At 44.4% G+C, this 20,576-nt stretch carries 24 protein-coding genes; 15 read left to right on the top strand and 9 right to left on the bottom strand.

All coding sequences use genetic code 11. The features are described from left to right. The first annotated feature begins 482 nt into the window (after nt 1-482). The 3 genes from IDJ77_RS02930 to IDJ77_RS02940 all read left to right on the top strand — a co-directional run bounded on the left by IDJ77_RS02930 (nt 483) and on the right by IDJ77_RS02940 (nt 3,629). Entirely contained in the window at nt 483-839 is a 357-nt protein-coding gene (locus IDJ77_RS02930; RefSeq protein WP_191187442.1) for a BlaI/MecI/CopY family transcriptional regulator, read from the top strand. Nucleotides 840-850: 11 nt separating this feature from the next. Then, a complete protein-coding gene (locus IDJ77_RS02935) occupies nt 851-3,094 on the top strand; it encodes a M56 family metallopeptidase (protein ID WP_191187443.1) in 2,244 nt (747 codons plus the stop codon). Between the two features lie 196 nt (nt 3,095-3,290). Further along, nucleotides 3,291-3,629, top strand: coding sequence for a hypothetical protein (locus IDJ77_RS02940; protein WP_191187444.1), 339 nt, complete (start codon nt 3,291-3,293; stop codon nt 3,627-3,629). Nucleotides 3,630-3,728: 99 nt separating this feature from the next. Here IDJ77_RS02940 and IDJ77_RS02945 read toward each other — a convergent pair whose 3' ends face one another. Genes IDJ77_RS02945 through IDJ77_RS02960 form a run of 4 tightly spaced genes read right to left on the bottom strand, consistent with a single transcriptional unit; the run spans nt 3,729 to nt 8,320 of the window. Next, the gene (locus tag IDJ77_RS02945; protein WP_191187445.1) at nt 3,729-4,274 is read right to left on the bottom strand and encodes a DUF4199 domain-containing protein; all 546 of its coding nucleotides are present in this window, start codon (nt 4,272-4,274) and stop codon (nt 3,729-3,731) included. 38 nt (nt 4,275-4,312) lie between these two features. Continuing rightward, a complete protein-coding gene (locus IDJ77_RS02950) occupies nt 4,313-4,981 on the bottom strand; it encodes a hypothetical protein (protein WP_191187446.1) in 669 nt (222 codons plus the stop codon). Nucleotides 4,982-4,983: 2 nt separating this feature from the next. Further along, nucleotides 4,984-6,243, bottom strand: a complete 1,260-nt coding sequence (locus tag IDJ77_RS02955; RefSeq protein ID WP_191187447.1) for a dihydroorotase — start codon at nt 6,241-6,243, stop codon at nt 4,984-4,986. Between the two features lie 28 nt (nt 6,244-6,271). Further along, the gene (locus tag IDJ77_RS02960; RefSeq protein WP_191187448.1) at nt 6,272-8,320 is read right to left on the bottom strand and encodes a BatA domain-containing protein; all 2,049 of its coding nucleotides are present in this window, start codon (nt 8,318-8,320) and stop codon (nt 6,272-6,274) included. A 197-nt stretch (nt 8,321-8,517) separates the two neighbouring features. On the opposite strand from IDJ77_RS02960, the gene IDJ77_RS27810 reads away from it, so the two are divergent. Together IDJ77_RS27810 and IDJ77_RS02965 are read left to right on the top strand one after the other, a co-directional pair. Beyond that, entirely contained in the window at nt 8,518-8,652 is a 135-nt protein-coding gene (locus IDJ77_RS27810) for a hypothetical protein (RefSeq protein WP_262892788.1), read from the top strand. 15 nt (nt 8,653-8,667) lie between these two features. Beyond that, nucleotides 8,668-9,378, top strand: coding sequence for a DUF72 domain-containing protein (locus IDJ77_RS02965; RefSeq protein ID WP_191187449.1), 711 nt, complete (start codon nt 8,668-8,670; stop codon nt 9,376-9,378). A 7-nt stretch (nt 9,379-9,385) separates the two neighbouring features. Here the strand turns inward: IDJ77_RS02965 and IDJ77_RS02970 are convergent, their stop codons facing one another. From IDJ77_RS02970 to IDJ77_RS02980, 3 genes are all read right to left on the bottom strand, one after another. Continuing rightward, on the bottom strand, nt 9,386-10,021 hold the full coding sequence (locus IDJ77_RS02970; protein ID WP_191187450.1) for a hypothetical protein: 636 nt from the start codon (nt 10,019-10,021) through the stop codon (nt 9,386-9,388). Nucleotides 10,022-10,147: 126 nt separating this feature from the next. Then, nucleotides 10,148-12,463 (bottom strand): family 20 glycosylhydrolase, encoded by a 2,316-nt coding sequence (locus IDJ77_RS02975; protein ID WP_191187451.1) that lies wholly within the window; start codon nt 12,461-12,463, stop codon nt 10,148-10,150. Nucleotides 12,464-12,813: 350 nt separating this feature from the next. Next, entirely contained in the window at nt 12,814-13,377 is a 564-nt protein-coding gene (locus IDJ77_RS02980; protein WP_191187452.1) for a YqgE/AlgH family protein, read from the bottom strand. Between the two features lie 111 nt (nt 13,378-13,488). Here IDJ77_RS02980 and pdxH point away from each other — a divergent pair, with 111 nt between their 5' ends. The 3 genes from pdxH (at nt 13,489) to IDJ77_RS02995 (ending at nt 15,967) form a co-directional block, all read left to right on the top strand. Further along, on the top strand, nt 13,489-14,136 hold the full coding sequence (pdxH, locus tag IDJ77_RS02985) for a pyridoxamine 5'-phosphate oxidase (protein ID WP_191187453.1): 648 nt from the start codon (nt 13,489-13,491) through the stop codon (nt 14,134-14,136). Further along, nucleotides 14,133-14,630, top strand: a complete 498-nt coding sequence (locus IDJ77_RS02990; protein WP_191187454.1) for an NADH-quinone oxidoreductase subunit C — start codon at nt 14,133-14,135, stop codon at nt 14,628-14,630. The genes pdxH and IDJ77_RS02990 overlap by 4 nt, the downstream gene beginning before the upstream one ends. Nucleotides 14,631-14,839: 209 nt before the next feature. Continuing rightward, complete coding sequence (locus IDJ77_RS02995; RefSeq protein WP_262892791.1) at nt 14,840-15,967, top strand: NADH-quinone oxidoreductase subunit D; 1,128 nt, start codon at nt 14,840-14,842, stop codon at nt 15,965-15,967. A gap of 209 nt (nt 15,968-16,176) precedes the next feature. Here IDJ77_RS02995 and IDJ77_RS03000 read toward each other — a convergent pair whose 3' ends face one another. Then, a complete protein-coding gene (locus tag IDJ77_RS03000) occupies nt 16,177-17,280 on the bottom strand; it encodes a S1C family serine protease (RefSeq protein WP_191187455.1) in 1,104 nt (367 codons plus the stop codon). Between the two features lie 15 nt (nt 17,281-17,295). Next, on the bottom strand, nt 17,296-17,865 hold the full coding sequence (locus IDJ77_RS03005; RefSeq protein ID WP_191187456.1) for an RNA polymerase sigma factor: 570 nt from the start codon (nt 17,863-17,865) through the stop codon (nt 17,296-17,298). A gap of 224 nt (nt 17,866-18,089) precedes the next feature. Here IDJ77_RS03005 and IDJ77_RS03010 point away from each other — a divergent pair, with 224 nt between their 5' ends. From IDJ77_RS03010 to IDJ77_RS03040, 7 genes are all read left to right on the top strand, one after another. Then, the gene (locus tag IDJ77_RS03010) at nt 18,090-18,329 is read left to right on the top strand and encodes a hypothetical protein (protein WP_191187457.1); all 240 of its coding nucleotides are present in this window, start codon (nt 18,090-18,092) and stop codon (nt 18,327-18,329) included. A 161-nt stretch (nt 18,330-18,490) separates the two neighbouring features. Then, the gene (locus IDJ77_RS03015) at nt 18,491-18,679 is read left to right on the top strand and encodes a hypothetical protein (protein ID WP_191187458.1); all 189 of its coding nucleotides are present in this window, start codon (nt 18,491-18,493) and stop codon (nt 18,677-18,679) included. Between the two features lie 136 nt (nt 18,680-18,815). After that, nucleotides 18,816-19,022, top strand: a complete 207-nt coding sequence (locus IDJ77_RS03020; protein ID WP_191187459.1) for a hypothetical protein — start codon at nt 18,816-18,818, stop codon at nt 19,020-19,022. An 88-nt stretch (nt 19,023-19,110) separates the two neighbouring features. Beyond that, nucleotides 19,111-19,311 (top strand): hypothetical protein, encoded by a 201-nt coding sequence (locus IDJ77_RS03025; protein WP_191187460.1) that lies wholly within the window; start codon nt 19,111-19,113, stop codon nt 19,309-19,311. A gap of 149 nt (nt 19,312-19,460) precedes the next feature. Beyond that, nucleotides 19,461-19,652 (top strand): hypothetical protein, encoded by a 192-nt coding sequence (locus IDJ77_RS03030; protein ID WP_191187461.1) that lies wholly within the window; start codon nt 19,461-19,463, stop codon nt 19,650-19,652. Nucleotides 19,653-19,797: 145 nt separating this feature from the next. Further along, on the top strand, nt 19,798-19,998 hold the full coding sequence (locus IDJ77_RS03035) for a hypothetical protein (RefSeq protein ID WP_191187462.1): 201 nt from the start codon (nt 19,798-19,800) through the stop codon (nt 19,996-19,998). 116 nt (nt 19,999-20,114) lie between these two features. After that, nucleotides 20,115-20,552: a hypothetical protein gene (locus IDJ77_RS03040; protein ID WP_191187463.1), complete on the top strand. Its 438-nt coding sequence runs from the start codon at nt 20,115-20,117 to the stop codon at nt 20,550-20,552. Nucleotides 20,553-20,576 lie beyond the last annotated feature (24 nt).

Below are 20,576 nucleotides of genomic sequence, written 5' to 3' on the forward strand. Positions count from 1 at the left end.
GCGAATTATTCATCTTTCCCATTATAAAACATTTGCTTATTGAACCCAAAAAAGGCAAAAAAGCGGCTTTTCAGATTGTTGATGATATATTTAATCCCTTAAGTTAACGGCTATGGTGTTATCACCAACAACGCGGATGCTTGTAAATAGATAGAGCTGGCGGCAATCGTAAAAGGGCCTTGTCGGTATCACGTATCTTATTGCTTAACGGGTTTGTTGGTGACAACACCAACAAAGGCGAAAAAAACACGTCATGCCGAATTTATTTCGGCACCCCATATGCAAAGCTATCGACGATGCAAAGCAGCTAAGCATAGCGGGTTACCTGCCGTGTGGGGTGTTGAAACAAGTTCAACATGACGTTCTGATAACTTATCGTGTCAATCGGTTAATCCCTTTAATCCTGTCTTTTTTGTTAAAATTTGTTAAAACATTTTGTTATTTACGAAATAATCGTAGTTTTACGAAACAATCGTAGAAAGATGGAGAAATTATCACAGCAAGAAGAAGAAGCCATGCAGGCAGCCTGGCAGGTGGGTACCGGTTTTATAAGGGATTTTCTGGAATTACTAAACGAGCCGAAGCCACCTTATACCACCCTGGCATCCACCATAAAAAACCTGGAGAACAAGGGTTTCTTAAAAAGTGAAAAGCTTGGTAACTCCTATCGGTACACGCCCGCTATACAGGAAGAAGAGTACAAAAAACGCTTTATGAGCGGCTTTGTAAGCGATTACTTTAAAAACTCTTATAAAGACCTGGTTACCTTTTTTGCCAACGAGAAAAAGATAAGCGCCAGCGAACTGAAAGAGATCATTAAACTGATAGAAAAACCTTAATAACCACTACAATGCCAACCTTATTTGTTTTTTTATTTAAAGTGAACATGGCCCTCCTGATCTTCTGCGCGGGCTATTACCTGGTGCTGCGCCACCTTACTTTTTATTCGCTCAACAGGGTTTATTTAATAACGGCCATCATATTTGCCAGCATCTACCCAAAAATAGATCTGACGGCTTTTGCCCAACGGCACGAAAATATTGCCCTTCCGGTACAGTCGGTAATATTAAACTGGCAGGCCCCGGCGGCAAAATTAGTGAAACCCCTCACCCAGCCCGATTACTGGCAATGGGCAACCATAGTTTTCTGGGCAGGCGCGGCGCTGCTGGCCGTACGCTTATTGGTGCAGCTATTTTCATTATTAAAACTTCACCGCAGATCAACATCGGCCAATGTGCTTAACCACGAGGTAAGGCTCATCAGCGGCGAGGCGGCTCCATTCAGTTTCTGGCGCAGCATCTACGTAAACCCTGCCAACCATTCCGCTGCCGACCTGAAGGCCATCCTGCTGCACGAACAGGTGCACGTAAACGGCTGGCATACCATCGATATTCTATTGGCCGAGCTCAGCAGCATCTTCTACTGGTTCAATCCCGGTGTATGGCTGATGAAGAAGGCGGTGCGCGAGAACATCGAGTTTATTACCGACCGTAAGATCCTGAACAAGGGTATTGATACCAAAGCTTACCAATACAGCCTGGTGAACGTAAGCTTTAACGCTACCACACCCGGCATTGTAAATCACTTTAATATTTCAACCATTAAAAAACGTATAATCATGATGAACGCGAAAAGATCTTCGAGGGTGAACCTCACCCGCTACGCCTTTGTGGTGCCTGCAGTGGCGCTGCTACTGGTGTTCAGTTTTTCTAAGGCTGCTATTGTTAAAAGGAATGGTGCAAAGGCATATAAAGCAATAAGCAAAACTATTTCTGCCAATTTAAACGCTATCGATTTGAAATCGGTAATACCGCATGCATTTACTGATAGGATTGCTGAAATTATTAAGCCAGATACCTTAGTGGGAGAAGAAAACGATTTTGGCCACCCTATTTATATAAACGGAATTAAAAAAAGCACTCAGGAGCCTTTTCCACATAATAATGAAAGCATTTATCTCATAAGTGGCGGAGATGCTAAAAAATATCTTCATATCGGCGATGGACACGGACAGGTTACATTTACTTTCACCGCCAATTCTACTGATGGCAATGACCTTAAAAACAAAATTGAAAAATTGATATCCGAAAACAAACTAAAGCGCGACCAGGTTAGCCCTGCAGGAATTACAAAGATTAATACCAAGCTGGCCGAATTGGAATCTCGCTTCCCAGATACAAAAGCCAATTTCGTATCGGTGCCACAAAAGGAGAACTATGGTGCACTGGTTACCGATACTACCCATAAAACGTCCTTCACCTTCACTACCAATAACATCAGCCTGCTGGATTCCCTCAACTACGTGCTCAACGGTAAAAAGATAAGTATTGATGAGTTTAATAAGATAGACCCGAACAAGATTATCGCTGTGAACATTGTAACCGCCGAAACAGCTAAAACCATGCTGAACGATTATGATAGCATGGGTTTTAAACCACACAGCAAGATCCTTTTTGTTACCACCAGCGATTCGGAAAAAGGCAAACAACTGGCAGATAAACTGAACGATACCCGGATAACCGCCATCCGTATAAATGGAAAAAGTCGGACACTGGCAAGCGACCTTAGCCCGCGCATTGCAGATTCTGTGGTCATCGTGAGGGGCTACGGCAGCGTAAATGGCGATGTCGTTAAGTTAAGGATAAACGGTAAAAATGTGGATGGGTTGTCGCCCCGGGAATTGGATTCGATAACCGTATTACGCGGCGGGCCGATGCTAAAACTTCACCAGTTAAGCGGCGACCTGGCAACCACAAAAAATATTCAATCAACTTTTACTTATAGCACCCCTGCAGATTTGAGCAAAAAATTGAATTCCGTTACAGTAACAGGGCGGGCCAGGGTAAGAAATGCTGACATTGCCGAAGTACGTGCCCTGCAGGGCAACATATTTTACAGCGATAAAAATATCAGCCGGATCTCTGATAAGCTGATCGTGATAGATGGAAAGGAAGCCACTGAAAAAGACCTGAAAAAACTCTCTGCTTTCGATATCGACCGGATGAGCACTTCATCAGATGCCGATGCGGTTAAAAAATACGGCGCTAAGGCCAAATACGGTGTGGTTTACATCTACACCAAAAAAGCGAAATAATAAGTACGATCAGTTATAGTTAAATTGGCAGCAGGCCGGGCAAGCGATTGCCTGGCCTGCTGTTTTTTATTGTATGCTATACTGTATTTAAAATTAGGCAACGCCGGGGTTAATATTAACTTATACGCATAAACTACACTTTGGCAAAGATTTTGATTATCGGTTAAACGAACACAAAAACTCAACTATTTACACCATGTCAATCTCAGCATACCAACAACCGGCAGATGTACAACTTAAAGTTGTGAATGTAAACAAAGCGCCAAACGCTGCGGCAACTACTGGGGTAGCGTCATCGAAAATATTCAATATATCTTTCGGCTATCAGCAAAAGGCCTACCGTACCAAGGTAATGAAAGTGCTTTACGCCAATAAAGACGCTTTATATAAGGTAGTAATGCCTTGCAGTCTTAACAACGGTACCACTATGCACTGGCTGCAACGCCAGGGTAAAACCTGGGCAGTTATCATCGGTGAAGAACTGGATAACAAATTATTAAAGGCGGTAACATCTGCCATAGATACCATGGAATAAGCGGTCCTGTTAGAAAAAGGAATCTCCAGACTCAACAATTAAAAAGGCCCCGAAATTTTCGGGGCCTTTTTTGTGTTCTATAGTGACGGCTATTTTTAATTAAACGGCTGGTTCATCTGCAGTTGTATCTACCGCGTCAAATGGAGAACGTTCCTTTTTTAAGATAGCAGCAGTTATCAATGCAATAATACAGCCTGATATTAACGACCCGATAGCCGCAGCAACCGCGCCGAACATAGCACCATATTTTTTTGTCATTTCAATTGCCTGGTCTATCTGTTCCTGCGACATATTTTTTTCTGCCAACACGGTTTGTTGTTGCTCGGCAGCTTTATCCAGAGCACCCGGATTTAAAAAGGCAAGGTAAACGTAAAAGAAAATAGCCAGCAAAAAGCCCGAAAAGAGCGAGTATTTAAACCCTGTGTTAAACCCCTGTCCAAATGATATGTAACCACCCAACGAATCTTTAAACTCTTTTTGCGCTAAAAAGCAAAAAGCGATAAATGGTAAATAACTAACATACTTCACCGGAGAATTTGGATCCAGGTTCAGCATTTCTGTTCCGTAGGTAATTACAATTGTTGTGATAGTATAAATAACCGCCCACTTGGTGGCAATTTTTACGTTGTTTGGTTTGGTTTCCATTTTTTGGGTTTGATAAGGATTAATTATAAGTTTAAATTTTATTTAAAGCTAACTAATATTTCCAACACTGCCATATCAAAAGATTTACTTACCGCATTATCGGCATAAGTAATTCTTTCAGCCTCGCTTGGCTCCGGGTTTTGGAAAAAGCAGATCATCGGGTAAAACAGCTCTTTCAGTTCCGAATCTTCATCTAAAGTGCCCGCAACTTTCGCTATCTCGGCAGCCGGGCTTTCAATCAGGATCTGGTTGGCAATTACCGGCTCGTAAATACGGTACTCATCCTGAAACTCGTCCTCATCAACCAGTAAAAATTCCTTCAGGTAATCTTCCAGTTCCGGGTCGATGTCTTCATCCTCGCATTCGTTAAGGTAAAGCAGCAGGTTAAGCAGTTCGGTGCCCCTATCCAGGGTTTGCTCTTCAATTTTTTCCCACTCCGGAGTTTCCAGGTAATCATCTTCCAGTTTTTTAACGTCTTCGCCAAAAAAGTTCACTAAAAGCAGGTCGAAGAATACTTCGTGCAATTCTTCAAGTTTAGGATTATCGTTAAATACCTCGTCCATCGCGTCAACCTTTTTCAGGAAAGTATCGTCTGACGAAAAAACGGATTCGAATTTGGCATTAAGCGCGGTAGCGTCAAAGCTATCATATTTAGAGAAAGCCGCCAGCGCGCCGGTGATAGCTGCGCTTATTTTTGGGTCAGTCATGGTTAATTAGAGTTAGATGTTTGATTATTATTACAGGTTAACAAAACTTTTCCCTTAAGGTTCTGCCCAAGAAATGGCGAGTTATAGCTTTTAGAGCGATTGGCTGTTCGGCTGTATTCCCACTCGGCTTTGGTATCCAGCAAAACAAGGTTTGCTTTTTCGCCTTCGGCCAGTGTAGGTATAGCCACATTTAAGATCTTACGCGGATTGATGGCCAGTTTCTCCACAATAAGCTCCACCGGCAAACCCACCTTTATCGCCATTGAGAAGGCTGTTTGCATGCCGATGATGCCATATTCAGCCACCTCGAACTCCACATCCTTAAACTCTATCTCGTGCGGGGTATGCTGGGTAACTAAGGCGTCGATGGTGCCGTCTTTCAGGCCCGCTATCAGCGCGTCTACGTCAGCCTGGGTGCGTAGCGGTGGTTTTACTTTATAAAGGCTGTCGAAGCCCATCAAGGCCTCATCCGTCAAAACTATATTGTGTATCGCCGTATCGCAGGTTACTTTTAGCCCGCGTTTTTTTGCTTCGCGGATCAGTTCTACCGAGCGGGCGGTAGATATGGTAGTAAAATGGATATCCGTACCCGAATCCTCGGCGAGGTAAATATCGCGGGCTATCATCAGTTCTTCGGCAAGCGAAGGGATCCCCTTCATGCCCAGCATGGTGCTTACCACACCCTCGTTCATTTTTGCTTTGCCAGCGATAAAAGCATCTTCAGCATAAGAAATTACTTTTGCACCGAAGCCCTGCACATACAATAAAGCGCGTTCCATCAGTCCGGCGTCCTGTACGGGGCGGTTGCCATCGGTAAAGGCTCTGGCGCCGCTTTTATACATATCGTACATTTCTGATAGATCTTTACCCTCCCGTTTGTGCGAGATGGTGCCGAGCGGGTAAATATCTACGAGATTGCCTTTGGCACGGTTAAGCAGGTATTCTACTTCGGCCTTGGAATGTACCGGCGGATGGGTATTAGGCATAAGCGCTATTCCGGTAAAACCACCAGCTGCTGCCGCAGCGGTACCGGTTTGCAGGTCTTCCTTGGTTTCCAGGCCCAATTCGCCAACATTGCAGTTAAGGTCGAAAAAGCCGGGCGCAAGGTACTTGCCGGTGGCGTCTATCACCTCCGCTTTATCGTCGCTAAGGCCTGAGCCTATTTTGGTAATAATGCCTTTTTGAATTAAAATATCGGCAACCTGATTATGAAACGGAGAAGCGGGATATACAACAGTGGCAGATTTGATAAGCAAATTCATTATCGCTGTTTAAGGTGGGTTTAATGATCTATCCGGCTTGCGTGGCTATGCTTATATCGGTTTTATAGAACCGGATGAGCAATGTTTCGGCGGCCAAAAATATCAAAGCCAAAATTATACAAAGTTTCCATAATTGAAGACCAGAATTTTCGGCAGTGTTGATATTGTTCACATTAAATTTATCGCCCGCTATAAAATTGCTTTTTTGCGGGAGGAGTTTAGCCAGATCATTACTGTTGAGATACGACAGGTCCGACTCGCTCCGGTTATCGTTAAAGGCCAATACGGCGGCCGTGCTGTCCTGTTTTTTCAGATCGTAAATACCGGTTTGGTTCAATTGGCCGGGCAGGTAAAGCACAGTGCTCCCCTCCTGTTGTTTAACATCAGGGATGATAGATTCGTTCCCCCTTACCAGTTTTACCACCTGTTTCTCGGTAGATTGCAGCGGCACGGTCTCTATGGCCTGGTTACTGCCAAGGGTGTAGAAAAGGGACTGGTCGTGCCCGCTCAGCAGGGCCACCCTAAACATCACCGGCACAAACAAGGCATGTACGGGCAGGTTGCTAAAGTCTTCATTCAGTGCAACGGCAGCCACATAAAGTTTTCCCTTACCCAAGCTATAGCCCTCCCAAAGCGATTGCCCGGTTTGCAGCTTCATCAGGCTTTCGGCTTGTTTGGTGTTACCACTTAAGGTGTAATATTTCTTCACCATCGGCAGATCGGGGTTTTGCGGGAAAGACTCGAAGATATTTTTAAACACCTGGCTTTGCAGGTTTAGGCCGGATACTTTATTAGCCTCCGTAACGATCTTGCCGGGGTAAGCCGCGCCCATCGGCTGTAAAAATGCCCGGTAGCTTAATAGCTCCGCTTCAGCGGAAGGAAACACCATCAGCGTGCCGCCTTTGTTTACATAGGTTTTTAATTGTTGCGCCAGGCCTGCCGAAACATTATCAATATCACTTAAAACGATGAGCGGATAAGTACTCAGTGCGGCATAATCTACATTGCCATCCTGCGTGCGTTTGATGCTGAAGAATGGATCGGCAGCAAAAACGGCGTTTAAATATCTATTGGGCGTACCGCCATCTACCAGCAATACCGGCAGTTTACTATTTACGTTGAAGGTGAAGTAAAAGCTGTTATCGAAGGTCACCGGGTTATCCTGCAGCTGGATCTCGCCACGCTGCCAGCCGGCCGTTAAGCCGGAGAAAGCAAGCGTATCAACCTGCGAAGCCCCCGCTGCCACCGTAAAACTCCCTAATGATTTTTGCACACCGTTGATCAGCAGCTTCAGCGGTATTTTCTCTGCAGATTTACCGGCATAGTTGCGCAACCTTACCATTAGTTTTTCGCTTTCGCCGGGGCGATGCGTGGCGTTTAATAACCATACCGAATCTACGGCCACATTGGGCAGCTCGTTTGCCTTAAGCTGTACCAGGTTTACCGCGATATCAGATTTGGCAGCATCGGCATTGCCGGAAATATTCTTTTGAAAATCGGAAATAATATAGCTGTGCTTCACCGCCCCGGCTGTCATCCCCAGCAGGCTTTGCTGGCGGGCGGTGATCTGGGCGATGCTCCTGCTTTGCGGACTTATCTTCACTGCATTCACCGCATCGTTAAACTCATCGCGGTTGAGCAGGCGCTGGTGTTTGCCTTCAAAGCCCTGCGTCAGCAGCTGAAAGCGGTCGTTGATAGAATAAGCCGATGCTATTTGCCTGGCCTTTTGTTTGGCTTCGTCAAGCAGGCTGCCCTCGCGGTTAAGGGTTTGCATGGAATAGGAATTATCTACAAAAATGCTCACCAGCTGTTGTTTGCCGGCATCGGCGCTGTCCTTGCCGGGAATAAATGGCCTCGCGAAAGCAAAAACCAAAAAAGCTAAAGTGAGCATCCGCGCGGCTAAGATCAAACGCTCTTTGATGTTCCGGCGCGATGCCTGTTGCTCCTGCACTTCTTTCAGGAACTGTACATTGCTGAAGTAAACCTTTTTGTACCTCCTGAAATTGAACAGGTGTACCAATATGGGAATAGCCAGGGTGAACAACGCAAACAGGAAAGCCGGGTACAAAAAGTGCATTGATGCGGATTGGATGTGATACAAATTTGCGAAAAATAAACCGAACCGGGATGAAGCAGATTTAACCTATTGAAGGATTTCTTCGTGGCCTTATTACTAACTAAGTTTGCCGGTAAATATTTCGTAGAGACGCAATTAATTACCCCTAAATACTAATAGCTGCAAGTTTTTGGCACGGCTTTGGCTTAACACTCCATATGAAAGTTGTATTCAAAAAAACAAAAGCCGTAAAAAAGGATTCGTGCACAATAGTTAGCCTGTTTGCAAAAAAGATAATGGAATTGAAAGAGATCCATTTTTCGATGAAACCCTTTCCGGGATTTATCGCGTAACATCATTTCGCTTAAATGGGATGTTCCGGATTTCATTATAAGCACTGGCGTGGCACGTTCTACCCCGAAAAGCTGGCCATGGCCAATTGGTTTAATTACTACATCCAGCACTTTAGCACGCTGGAGCTAAATGTTACTTTTTATCGCTTCCCGCAATTATCATTCCTGCAAACCTGGTATGATAAAAGCGCTTCCGATTTCAGATTCGCGGTTAAAGCGCCGAGGGCTATTACACATTACAAGAAATTTAACGACACCACAAAACTACTAACCAGCTTTTACGACACAGTGAACGAAGGCTTGAAAGAGAAACTCGGGCCCATACTTTTTCAAATCCCTCCAAACTATAATTACACCGAAGAAAAGCTTGATAAAATATTAAATGCGCTTAGCCCAGCATTTAAAAATGTATTGGAACCAAGACATGTAAGCTGGTGGCAACCGGAAATACAAGAGCGGCTCGCAAAACATAATATCAGTTTTTGCGGCATGAGCCACCCTGCTTTGCCTGATGAAGTTATTCAAAACACAACGGTGGTTTATTATCGCTTTCATGGCGTACCTGATCTGTACAGGTCGCCCTACTCAAAATCCAACCTGCAAAAAGTTGCAGACACTGTTAAATCGAATGAAAATACTAAAGAAGCCTGGTTTTATTTTAATAATGATGTAGATACCGCCGCCATTTGGAACGCCAAAGAAATGATGGAACTGGTAAACGGTTAAGCTATACTTAAACCCTCCTTCTTCTCCTTTTCTTTTTCGCTTCCGTTCTTTTCTTTTTGGTAGATTTTTTGGTTACCGTTTTCTTCTCCGGCTCAGCCTGCTTAACGGTTTGTGCAACAGGTTTATCGTCCTTTTCATCTACCGAATCTTTACTTAATTGCTTTACTGTGAAATCGTTGTTTCTAAGGCCGTATTGAATTTGCCTTTTTGCGCCGGTCGGCTTGGCCAGGCTATCGTTCCGGTCGTATATCGGAAACTCGCGGATCAGCAGCCCGTCTTTAATATAAAAGTTATCGTCCCCCCTGTAACCTTTGCGTTGCGAACTGGTCAGCTTTGGAAAATCGAGCTTATTGGCATTATTGTTATTAAACTCATAGGCGTATATCTTGGCGTACTTCACTGTATCCATAGCCCTTGCCTGTATCAATATCTCGGCGTTACCGTCGGTATCCATATCGGCATTGTACACATCGGCTATAGTACCATCCAGGTCGCCGGTGGTAGTGGTATACTTTGCGGCAGCCGAATCGGAGTGCAGTATCATAAAGGCGCCCACAGCGCTCGCACCGCGGCCCCAACTTAACACATCGTATGTTTGCCCCGGCGATACCTCTATCGCTTTATGAAAGCGGAATGGCTCCATAACGGTTGGTTTCGCCGGCGCTAATTTCGCCAGGACGGCTTTTTTCGGGTCGCTACTGCATGCTGTTAATAGTATGCAAACCGTAGCTGTTAATAAACAATATCTTGCATTCATCTTTATATCGGCTTAGTTGTAAAGCATTTCCGGCGATACCTCTCCTTTTGGCTTGCCGGGGATAGTCATGTAAACACGCAGCATGCTGTTGCTGGTATAAGCATCCACATACTTAATGGTGATCTTGTGGAAACCTTTCAGCAATGGCACAACAGCGTTTGTTTCGTTAACACCTTTGCGCCCATCGTTATCTACCAAAGGCAGGTCGTCTATATACAACACCGAACCATTGTAGGATTGCGTGGAGAAGCCATAATTGCCATCCACATCGGCTTTAAGGTAGCCTGTGTAAACCACGCCATATTTACCAAAAGCTTTTTTGAACGCCGAATTTGCCGTTTGGAAGCTTTTGGCAATACCCGTGTCTATCACCGCGGCCGGGTTTATCTGCGTAGTATTTACATAAGTGCCCTGCGATACCTGGTATTTAAGCCCCGTATTGGTACCCGTGAAATCAACTGCAGGCAGCGGCGCCTTATTGTAAACCACCGTTTTGGTGATGTTACTGCGCTTGCCCGATGGCGTAACCACAATGGTTTGCAGCTCGCGGTACTGGTCTATAGGCACCTCGTAGGTCATAGGTTTGGTGTAAACCATTTCGGTTTCGCGCGGGGTGTAGCCGTCAATAGTATAGTACATTTTAGCACCCTCTACCGGCGATTTTAAGTTCACCGTTAGCTGCGTACCAATAATGGTGGTATCGGCACTACCAATGGCAATGGGCACGTGATATTCATAACCTGCCTTATCCAGCCAGGCCAAATGTCCCGGTAGGCGGGTTTCGGCAAAATCCTTATAGTTTTTATTGGCCACAGGTGCCCATGCAATTTCTGACAAAGCCAGCATCCTCGGCAGCAACATAAACTCCACTTTTTTATCGGTTGTAATGTATTCCGTCCAAAGGTTGGCCTGTACACCTTTAATATGTGCCTGTTGCTCGGGTGTTAAAACTGCCGGTGTTGGGTTGTAGCTGTAAATTTTTGATAGCGGTTCGTTACCGCCGATGCTTAAGGGCTCCTGGTTCATTTTACCCTGGCCGTGGTCGATATAAAGACCCTGGCTGCCGGGGGTCATAATCACATCGTGGTTTTGCTGCGCGGCGGCTATCCCACCTTCTTCGCCCCTCCAGCTCATTACGGTGGCGTTCGGAGCAAGGCCGCCCTCCAAGATCTCGTCCCAGCCAATAATGCTGCGGCCTTTGCTGTTCACAAATTTCTCCATTCGTTGAATGAAGTAGCTTTGTAAGCCGTGCTCGTCCTTCAACTTTAACTTTTTGATCAGGTCCTGGCAAAATTTAGAGTTTTTCCAAACCGTTTTTGGCGCTTCATCGCCGCCGATATGGATATATTTACTTGGGAACAGGTCGATAACTTCCGTTAACACATCCTGCAAAAAAGCAAATGTTTTTTCCGACGGGCAATAAATGTTATTGAACACACCCCAGGTTTCGGCTACCTTATAGTCTATTTTAGGGTCGCAGCTCAGCTCCGGGAAGGCGGCTAAAGCAGCCTGTGCATGGCCCGGCATCTCAATTTCGGGTACAATGTTGATGTAGCGGTCGGCTGCATATTTGATCACATCGCGGATCTGATCTTGTGTGTAATAGCCGCTTACAGGGGTATTATCAAATTGCTGCGGGGTACGGTCGCGGTAGTTGCCAATAACGGTTTGCGCGCGCACGCTGGCCACCTGGGTAAGGCGCGGGTATTTCTTTATTTCGATGCGCCAGCCCTGGTCGTCGGTAAGGTGCCAATGGAAGTTATTGAGTTTATAACCGGCCATCAGGTCGATATAGCGTTTCACCATTTCTACCGAAAAAAAGTGACGGCAAACATCCAGCATTACACCGCGATAGCCAAAGCGAGGGAAATCTTCAATGGTAGCGCAAGGGATCTTCACGGTGGCGGCACGTTCCAAAGGCATCAGCTGCATTAGCGTTTGTATGCCATAAAACAAGCCGGCCCCTTTACCGGCAATGGTAATTTGTTGTGGTGTTATGGTTAGGCGGTAACCCTCGGCAGCAAGCCCTTCGGTGCCTGTTGAGGTTAGGTAGATCACGTTCGAGCCCGCATTTGTATTGCGCAAGCCAACCTGCTTGTTGTAAGCCATATTGTTAGACAGGAAGGAAGAGAAGAACAGCACCGCCTTATTATTTGGCGTATCTGCCAGTATTTTGGTTTCCTGACTGAGCACAAAAGTGCCAACAGACTTTTTAACAGAAACCGGGGCGGGAATGATCCCCATATTCGGATCGGCATCCTGGGCGTTTACAGTTGTAGCAGCGGTAATTAATAGCGCAAAAAGCAACGAGGGAATCTTTTTTAACATAGTAGCAAATTAACCGGGTTTATTACGAGGTGGTGAATTTAAGATTTTTTTGGGATTACACCGATTGATTTTTTGATTTCACCGATGGGTGTGGGCGGAAACGCGTGGAGAAAATAAAGTTTAAATATTGAATGGTGAAAGGAAGTATATTTTTAAGAGGAGGTATGGGCGATGCCTGCGGCCCGGGCTTTTCAGGGCTGCGCTCCGGCCCCGTTTGCCCCGCTCCATCCAACCGCGCCGTGGCTAAACCCTTCCAATCCCTATCGCGAAATTCGGTAAAACAAATTTATACTTGTCACAGACAAGTATAATAATTGAGCTATACACCAATGAACTAATGAACCAATAAACTAATTCAACAACGGGTTCTCCGGGAAATTAGCGATGTGCGCATAGCGTTGCCCCAGGCTGATCACGGTTTCCTTCCAGAGGTTGTGCTCGTTATTGGCGAACACCGCATCCGCTTCAAATTTATTGGTTACTATCCAGGCGTCTTCGCGCAGCTCGTTATCCAGCTGGTCGGGCGTCCAGCCGCTGTAGCCCGTGAAGAATTTGATCTCCGCTTCAGTAAGCTGATAACTGGTTATCAGCTCTTTTATCTTATCAAAATCACCTCCCCAAAAAATGCCTTCGGCTATTTCTATACCGCCGTCAATTTTTTCGGGGCAGCGATGGATATAATGTAGTGTATTCTCTGCCACGGGGCCGCCCATGTAAACCGGGATCTCCGAATAGGATACATCGGGCAGGATATCGCCCAGCAGGTAGTCGGTTTGGTGGTTAAGGATAAAACCCATAGCACCGCCTGCCGAATACTCGGTAAGTATAATAACCGACCGCTTAAAGTTTGGGTCGGGCATAAATGGTTGTGATATTAATAAGCGCCCTGCGGCTGCCGGAATTTGACTAAGCATGGGTGTAAAATTTATTATGTTATAACGCAAATTGTAAAATTATGTTCAATATCATTTAAAATGGAGACTTATACAATAAGTACGGTATAATTAATTTGTAAGTTTGCGATAATGAACGAACAAGATATAGAAAATTTAAGGCAGGATTACGCCGCCGCTTCGTTAAACGAAACCGACGTAGATGCCAACCCGATGCGCCAGTTTGATAAGTGGTTTAACGAGGCCATCAACTACAAAGTACACGAGCCAAATGCCATGACATTGGCCACAGCCACACACGATGGCCGCCCTTCGGCACGTATTGTTTTGCTGAAAGGCTTTAGCGATGATGGTTTTAAATTTTACACCAACTACCTCAGCCGTAAAGGTAAAGAAATAGCCAAAAACCCACTGGGTGCCTTGATTTTTCACTGGGGTGATATGGAACGCCAGATCCGCGTGGAGGGCACAATAGAAAAACTCGACCGCGATTATTCTGAAAAATACTTTCACTCGCGCCCAAAAGCCAGCCAGCTTGGCGCTGTAGTTTCCCCGCAAAGCCAGGAAATTAGCGGCCGCGAATTACTGGAACAAAAAATGGCCGAACTGGAAGCGGAATACGCTGATAAAGATGTACCAAAACCATCTTTTTGGGGTGGATACGTGCTTCGCCCGCGCCTGATAGAGTTTTGGCAGGGCCGCCGCAGTCGCTTACACGACAGGATAGTTTATAAAAAAACCGATAATAAAACCTGGAAGATAGTTCGCCTGGCACCATGAGTTTCGACGAGATCAAATTATTGCTTACCGATAAATTTGGCGAAGGCATCATCGTCGGTGAAGAACGTACCGGCATGCAGCCTGCGTTGCTGATTGATGCCGACAGGATTGCCGAGGTTTGCCTGGAGCTGCGCAATAATCCGCGTACATATTTTGATTTCCTGGGCTGCCTTAGCGGTGTAGATTATGGCGTGGAAGCCGGTCGTTTTGGCGTGGTGTATCACCTGTCATCCATACCCTATAATTTGCAGCTTGTTTTAAAGATCAGCAAAGCTAACAGCCGCGATCTGGAGGAGCTGCCCTCCTTCCCCAGCATCACATCCGTTTACCGCGCTGCCGATTGGTACGAACGTGAAGCATACGATATGCTTGGGATCTATTTTGAAGGCCACCCGGATCTGCGGAGGCTGTTGATGCCTGATGATTGGGAGGGGTTTCCGTTGAGGAAGGATTACCAGAATGCGGAATATTATAAAGGGATTAAAATAGATTAATAAAAACCCGCAGCATTGCGAGCGATAGCGTGGCAATCCCCGGCATGCAGAGCCACCATGCAAATCCGCTTTGCATGCCGGGGATTGCTTCGTTCCTCGCAATGACGCGGTGAAGAATAAAAAACATTGAATTGATTACCACAAATTCAAAATATAACGTTGCTCTCGAGCGCTACCATCAGAAAATAGCTGATGCCGCCGTTGAAGACATGGTGCTGAACATGGGGCCGCAGCATCCGTCTACACACGGGGTTTTGCGGCTGGAGTTGATCACTGATGGCGAGATCGTTAAGGAGGTTATTCCGCATATTGGCTACCTGCACCGCTGTTTCGAAAAACACGCCGAATCGCTTACGTATCAGCAAACTATCCCTTTTACCGACAGGATGGATTACCTGGCATCTATGAACAACAGCCACGCCTGGGTAATGGGTGTGGAACGCATGCTGGGCATTGATAAGGACATCCCCAAACGCATCGAATACATCCGCGTGCTGGTTTGCGAACTCAACCGCATTGCATCGCACCTGATAGCCATTGGCACTTATGGCATCGATATCGGCGCTTTTACGCCTTTCCTATGGTGTTTCCGCGACCGCGAGCATATCATGGGGATGCTGGAATGGGCATCTGGCTCGCGCATGCTGTATAATTATATATGGGTGGGTGGCTTGTTTTACGATTTGCCGGTGGGTTTTGAAGAACGCTGCCGCGAGTTCCTGGATTACTTTAAACCCAAAATGGTAGAGCTTAATCGCCTGCTTACCGATAACCAGATTTTTATTAGTCGCACCGCTAACGTCGGCGTGCTGCCCCTGGATGTGGCCATAAACTACGGTTGCAGCGGCCCGGTGTTGCGCGGCTCGGGATTGAAGTACGATTTGCGCCGCATCGATAATTACTCCGCTTACCCTGAATTGGATTTTGAAATACCCATTGGCACAGGTCTGATGGGTAAAACCGGCGATTGCTGGGACAGGTACAAAGTACGTGTTGACGAAGTTGACGAATCGCTTAAAATAATTGAGCAGTGCCTTAACCGCCTGCAAAAAGAACTGAAACGCACCCCGGATTTCGACCCGCGTGCCAAATTGCCCCGTAAGCTTACCCCGAAACCACAAGATTACTACATGCGCGCCGAAGGTACCAAAGGCGAACTGGGTTTTTATTTTATACATGACAGCGACCGCAAAGAGATCCCATTCCGCGTAAAATCCCGCGGACCGAGTTTTTGTAACCTCTCCGTATTGGAAGAATTGGGCAAAGGCGTGATGATAGCCGACCTGATCGCCACCATCGGCTCACTTGATTTTGTATTGGGGGAAGTGGATAGGTAAATCCGCCGCGTCATTGCGAGGTACGAAGCAATCTCTACGCAGGACATGCCGCCTTGCAAAGCCGCTCCTCTAATCGGGAGATTGCTTCGTACCTCGCAATGACGTGGTGGCGAAAACGTCGGGCAGATGAGATGTTGCAACCGTTATACCCCAACAAAAAAGGAGAAGCAATTTCTCGCCTCTCCTCTTTATATTGATTTTTTTGGATATTACTGATTATAAACTTTCACTATAAATACATAGTTTTTCAGCTTTTTAATTTGGTCTTTGCGACTTAAACCGGCCAATGTATTTTTAGTATTAAGAGTTAGTGCTTTTGTCAATGAATCTGCCGGGATATCTTGTATAGTTTTTAAGATAAATGCTGATTTCTTTGCAAATGTAACACCTTGAGTTTGAGTTTGTCTTCCGCTGATAATACCAATAACATTACCTTTAGCATCAAAAAGAGGACCGCCGCTGTTACCCTGGTTTACCGGTACCGAAACCATATATTCGGCTGTATCACCCTGGAAACCGGCATCGGAAGTTAGTGCACCCGGGCCAAAAACTGCTGCATCTGTAGGGTAACCCAACGTATAAACATCTTCGCCTAAATCGCTTTTCCCTTTTTTGAAACCGTAAGGAACCGGCCCAAGGTTTTTAAATGCAGGATCGTTTATCTGCAATACAGCTATGTCATGGCTTGCATCGGTAGCAATAACCTTGGTATGGAATGATTCGCCATCGGCGTTTTGCACGTATACAGAATCTGCACCGTTTACAACGTGCAGGTTGGTTAAAATGTAGCCGTTAGATGAAAGGGCAAAACCCGTTCCACGATATTTAGCTATAATAGTAGGGCCTGTTTTAACAGATTTACCAGTAATACCTCCTGCATTTTTTTCCAATTTTTTCTGCCGATCCTTAACGCCGTCAACTTCCTTCTTCAATTGTTCAACGCGTGGGTCCTGATTGGTAAGGTTACCTGTAAAATACAAGGTAACCAACATCGCAAATATCGCTATCGATGCTGCTACCGATATTTTAGAGTGATGCTGCCTCCATAAACGCACCACGATGGATGGGTGCGCCATCAGATCGTGCGCCAGGGTGTGCACATCTATCTCATCATGGATGGCGTTTAGCCTTAACTCCATGGTATGCCTGTCGTTATACTGCTTTAATAAGCCGGTGAAGTTTTTATGCTCCTCCAGTTTTGTTTCAACCGCTGCATCCTTGTTACGCAATGCATCAAATTCCGCACGTTCCTCAATCGTCATTTCGCCGTTTAAGTAACGTTCGATCATCTCCAATAGTTGATCATTTTTCATTCTTCGCCCCTCTTTCTATTGTTGCTGAAAAAACAATTTTTTTAGCCTTTGCAGGCATTTGTATTTCTGCGTTTTCGCGTTATCCGCGTTTGTATATCCAAATCGCTCACAGATGTCCTGCATCGATTTATTGTGCATGTAAAAATCTTCCATAATAGTCTTACAGGGTTCGCCCAGTAATTTCAGCGCCTCGCCCATCTTATTGAGCTGCAGATCCCTGTCCTGGTGCTTTTCAACCTCATCCTCTACCGGCAGGTAATCTTCAAAATCCTTAATATCGCCACCGTACCGGTTCATTTGCTTTAGCCGTTTAAGCCAAAGCCGCCTGCAGATAGAGTAGATATAGGTTTTGAGCTTACTACTCAGTTCAAAATCGCCCCGTTTAACCTTATTATAAAGAACTATGATCGCTTCCTGGTAAACATCCTTTGCATCGTCCTCGTTACCGTTATTATTGATAACCAGCTGCAATATCATCGGAAAGTACGCCAGGTAAAGCTTTTTAAGAACAACGTCGGAATTATTAAGTATACCCAGTATTACTTCGCTATCCGCCGGTATCTCCACATTTAAATGATTATTCACTACTTAATACTCTTTATACTAAATTGTAACCCAATATTATCAACTATTTTTTCTTAGCGGGAAAATCATCCACTTCTGTACGATAAATGGCGACAAAAACCGCCCGAATCAACCTGCAATATCGGGTTAATATTTGAGAGCTTAAGCGGGCTGTGGCATAATAATTGAATTTGCGTACGTATTAAACTTGTATTTAAATACTTACAAACGCTAAAACATTCAACATGAAAAACTCCATCAAATACACTTTCGCGGCTTTAGCTATCACGATAGCCGCCACGGCATGCGGCGGCGACCATGGCGGTCGGCATCCCGATTCGCTTAAGGCAGACACCTCTGTAATGTCTGATTCTACCAACAGGCAGGTGCAACCGGCACCGGGCTCCAACGGCTCGGCCATATCGGCTGATACGGGGCTGGATAAATCGGGCGCGGGCGGTACGGACACAACGAAGAAGCCATAAAAGAATATGAATATCGAACGCCCAATTTCGAATAATGAATGATGAAATAAATCGAAATTCGATATTCAAAGTTCGGTGTTCGATATTCCTCCTGCGATCATACTTTATACCCATGGGTTACCTTTTTCATGTACAGCATATTAATACTAAACAAAACAAACATGAAAAATCTAATCAAACTCGCCCTGGTGGCTCTTGTAACATCTGTCACCATTATTGCCTGCGACCCGCCAAAACCCAAACCCGAAGAAGTTGAAAAGACCGACTCGTTAAAAGCGATCGATACCCTCAAAAAAGATTCGGTTGTTATGAAGGCCGATTCGGTAAAAATCGATTCAGTAAAAAAATAATTAAAAAACAGGGTTACCTTTTCAAATCTTAAGTATTAACCACTAAATCCATGGATTTTATTTTAATATTTAAAATTTGATGGGGTACCTTCTTCAATTTAAGATATTAAGGTAGCCACTAATAAAAACACCTACAATGAAAAATTCATTCAAATTAGCAATTGTAACTTTAGTGATAGCCGTTTCTGCTGCCGCCTGCGGTGGCGAAGCAAAAAAGGATGGAGCTGACACTACTACCACTGTAGACAGCACAACTACCAAAACCACCATTGTGGCAGATTCTGCTTCAAAAGATACCGTAGTTAAGGCCGATACTACAAAAAAGGATACAATTAAAAAATAATTTTTAATAATGGGTTACCTTTTTAGGTTTCTGGTATTAATAACTTGTAAGAATAAATATATTTATAAACTCCCAAAACACGAAAAACATGAAAAATTCATTCAAACTTGCAGTTCTAGCTTTAGCTATCGCTGTTTCTGCTGTAGCTTGTAAAGGTAAATCTGCTTCTGAAGGTGCAGATACAACTGTAAAAGATACTACTGTTAAAGTTGATTCTACTGTAAAAGTTGATTCTACTGTAAAAGATACTACTGTTGTAGTTACTAAGAAAGACACTGTAAAAAAATAATCCTTAACCTTTTAGGTTTAAAGATTTATTAGTTTTCTTTAGTAAAAGGTAACGCTTGTATTTTTTTGAATACTTGGGTTACCTTTTTAAGTTCTTGGTATTAACCAGCGTAAGGATAAATATATTTATAACTCCCAAAACAAAAAAACATGAAAAATTCATTCAAACTTGCAGTTTTAGCTTTAGCTATCTCTGTTTCTGCTGTAGCTTGTAAAGGTAAATCTGCTTCTGAAGGTGCAGATACAACTGTTAAAGTTGATTCTACCGTTAAAGTTGATTCTACTGTTAAAGTTGATTCTACTGTAGTTGACACAACTAAAAAAGACACAACTAAAAAATAATCTTAAACCCTAAGGTTTAAAGACTATTTAGTTTTTTTTTTGAAAAAAGGTGATCCGTGTATTTTTTTTTAAATACATGGGTTACCTTTTTTTGTTTGTGGTATTAAGGAGTGAAAACTATTAAATCACTTAAAAAAACACAAACATGAAAAATGCATTCAAAATTGGCTTTTTAGCCTTAGCTATCGCGGTATCTGCTGTTGCTTGTAAAGGTAAAACTGACGCTGCTGCTACAGATTCAGCTGCTATGGATTCAGCTAAAATGGATTCAGCAAAGATGGACACAGCTAAAATGGACACTGCAAAGATGGACACTGCTAAAATGGACACAGCTAAAAAAATGTAATTCATTTTTTAGTACAACAAAAAGCCCTCCGGTTTATTCCGAAGGGCTTTTTTGTTGCATAAATTTCTGTAAAACATTTATGCCGGTATTTGTTTATTGCTGAAAGCGCAGTTTACATGAGATATAAAGAATGGAATACCCTCACCGGCGAAGAAAAGAAAAGCACACATTGGAAACATCACCCGCGTATAAAGGTTGCTACCATTTTCTCTATACTGTTTGCAATTGTTTTCGCGGTGGCGCTTTTGCGCATTTTTAAAAACAAGCGCGTTCATGTTAACCGTAAGCCAAACGGCATGGAAGCATTCAGCGTTGCTAAAATGTTTATAAAAGGCAAATTGAAGCAACCGGCCATGGCAAGCTTCCCCCTTAATAAATTTGAAGCGGTGATAGATACCGCTAAAAATTCATACAATATATCGTCGTACATCAATGCGCATGATAACACCGGTCGTTCCTCAAAAACAACCTGGCAAATAAATATGGCCTACACCGGCGGCGATTGGGCCGATACCAGCAGTTGGCGAGTGGTTAACCTAAATATGAGTCACTAACGGAAATGAAAAAAGCGCCTGTTA

Origin of the sequence: Mucilaginibacter pankratovii (assembly GCF_014773265.1) — a bacterium.
Lineage (GTDB): Bacteria > Bacteroidota > Bacteroidia > Sphingobacteriales > Sphingobacteriaceae > Mucilaginibacter > Mucilaginibacter pankratovii.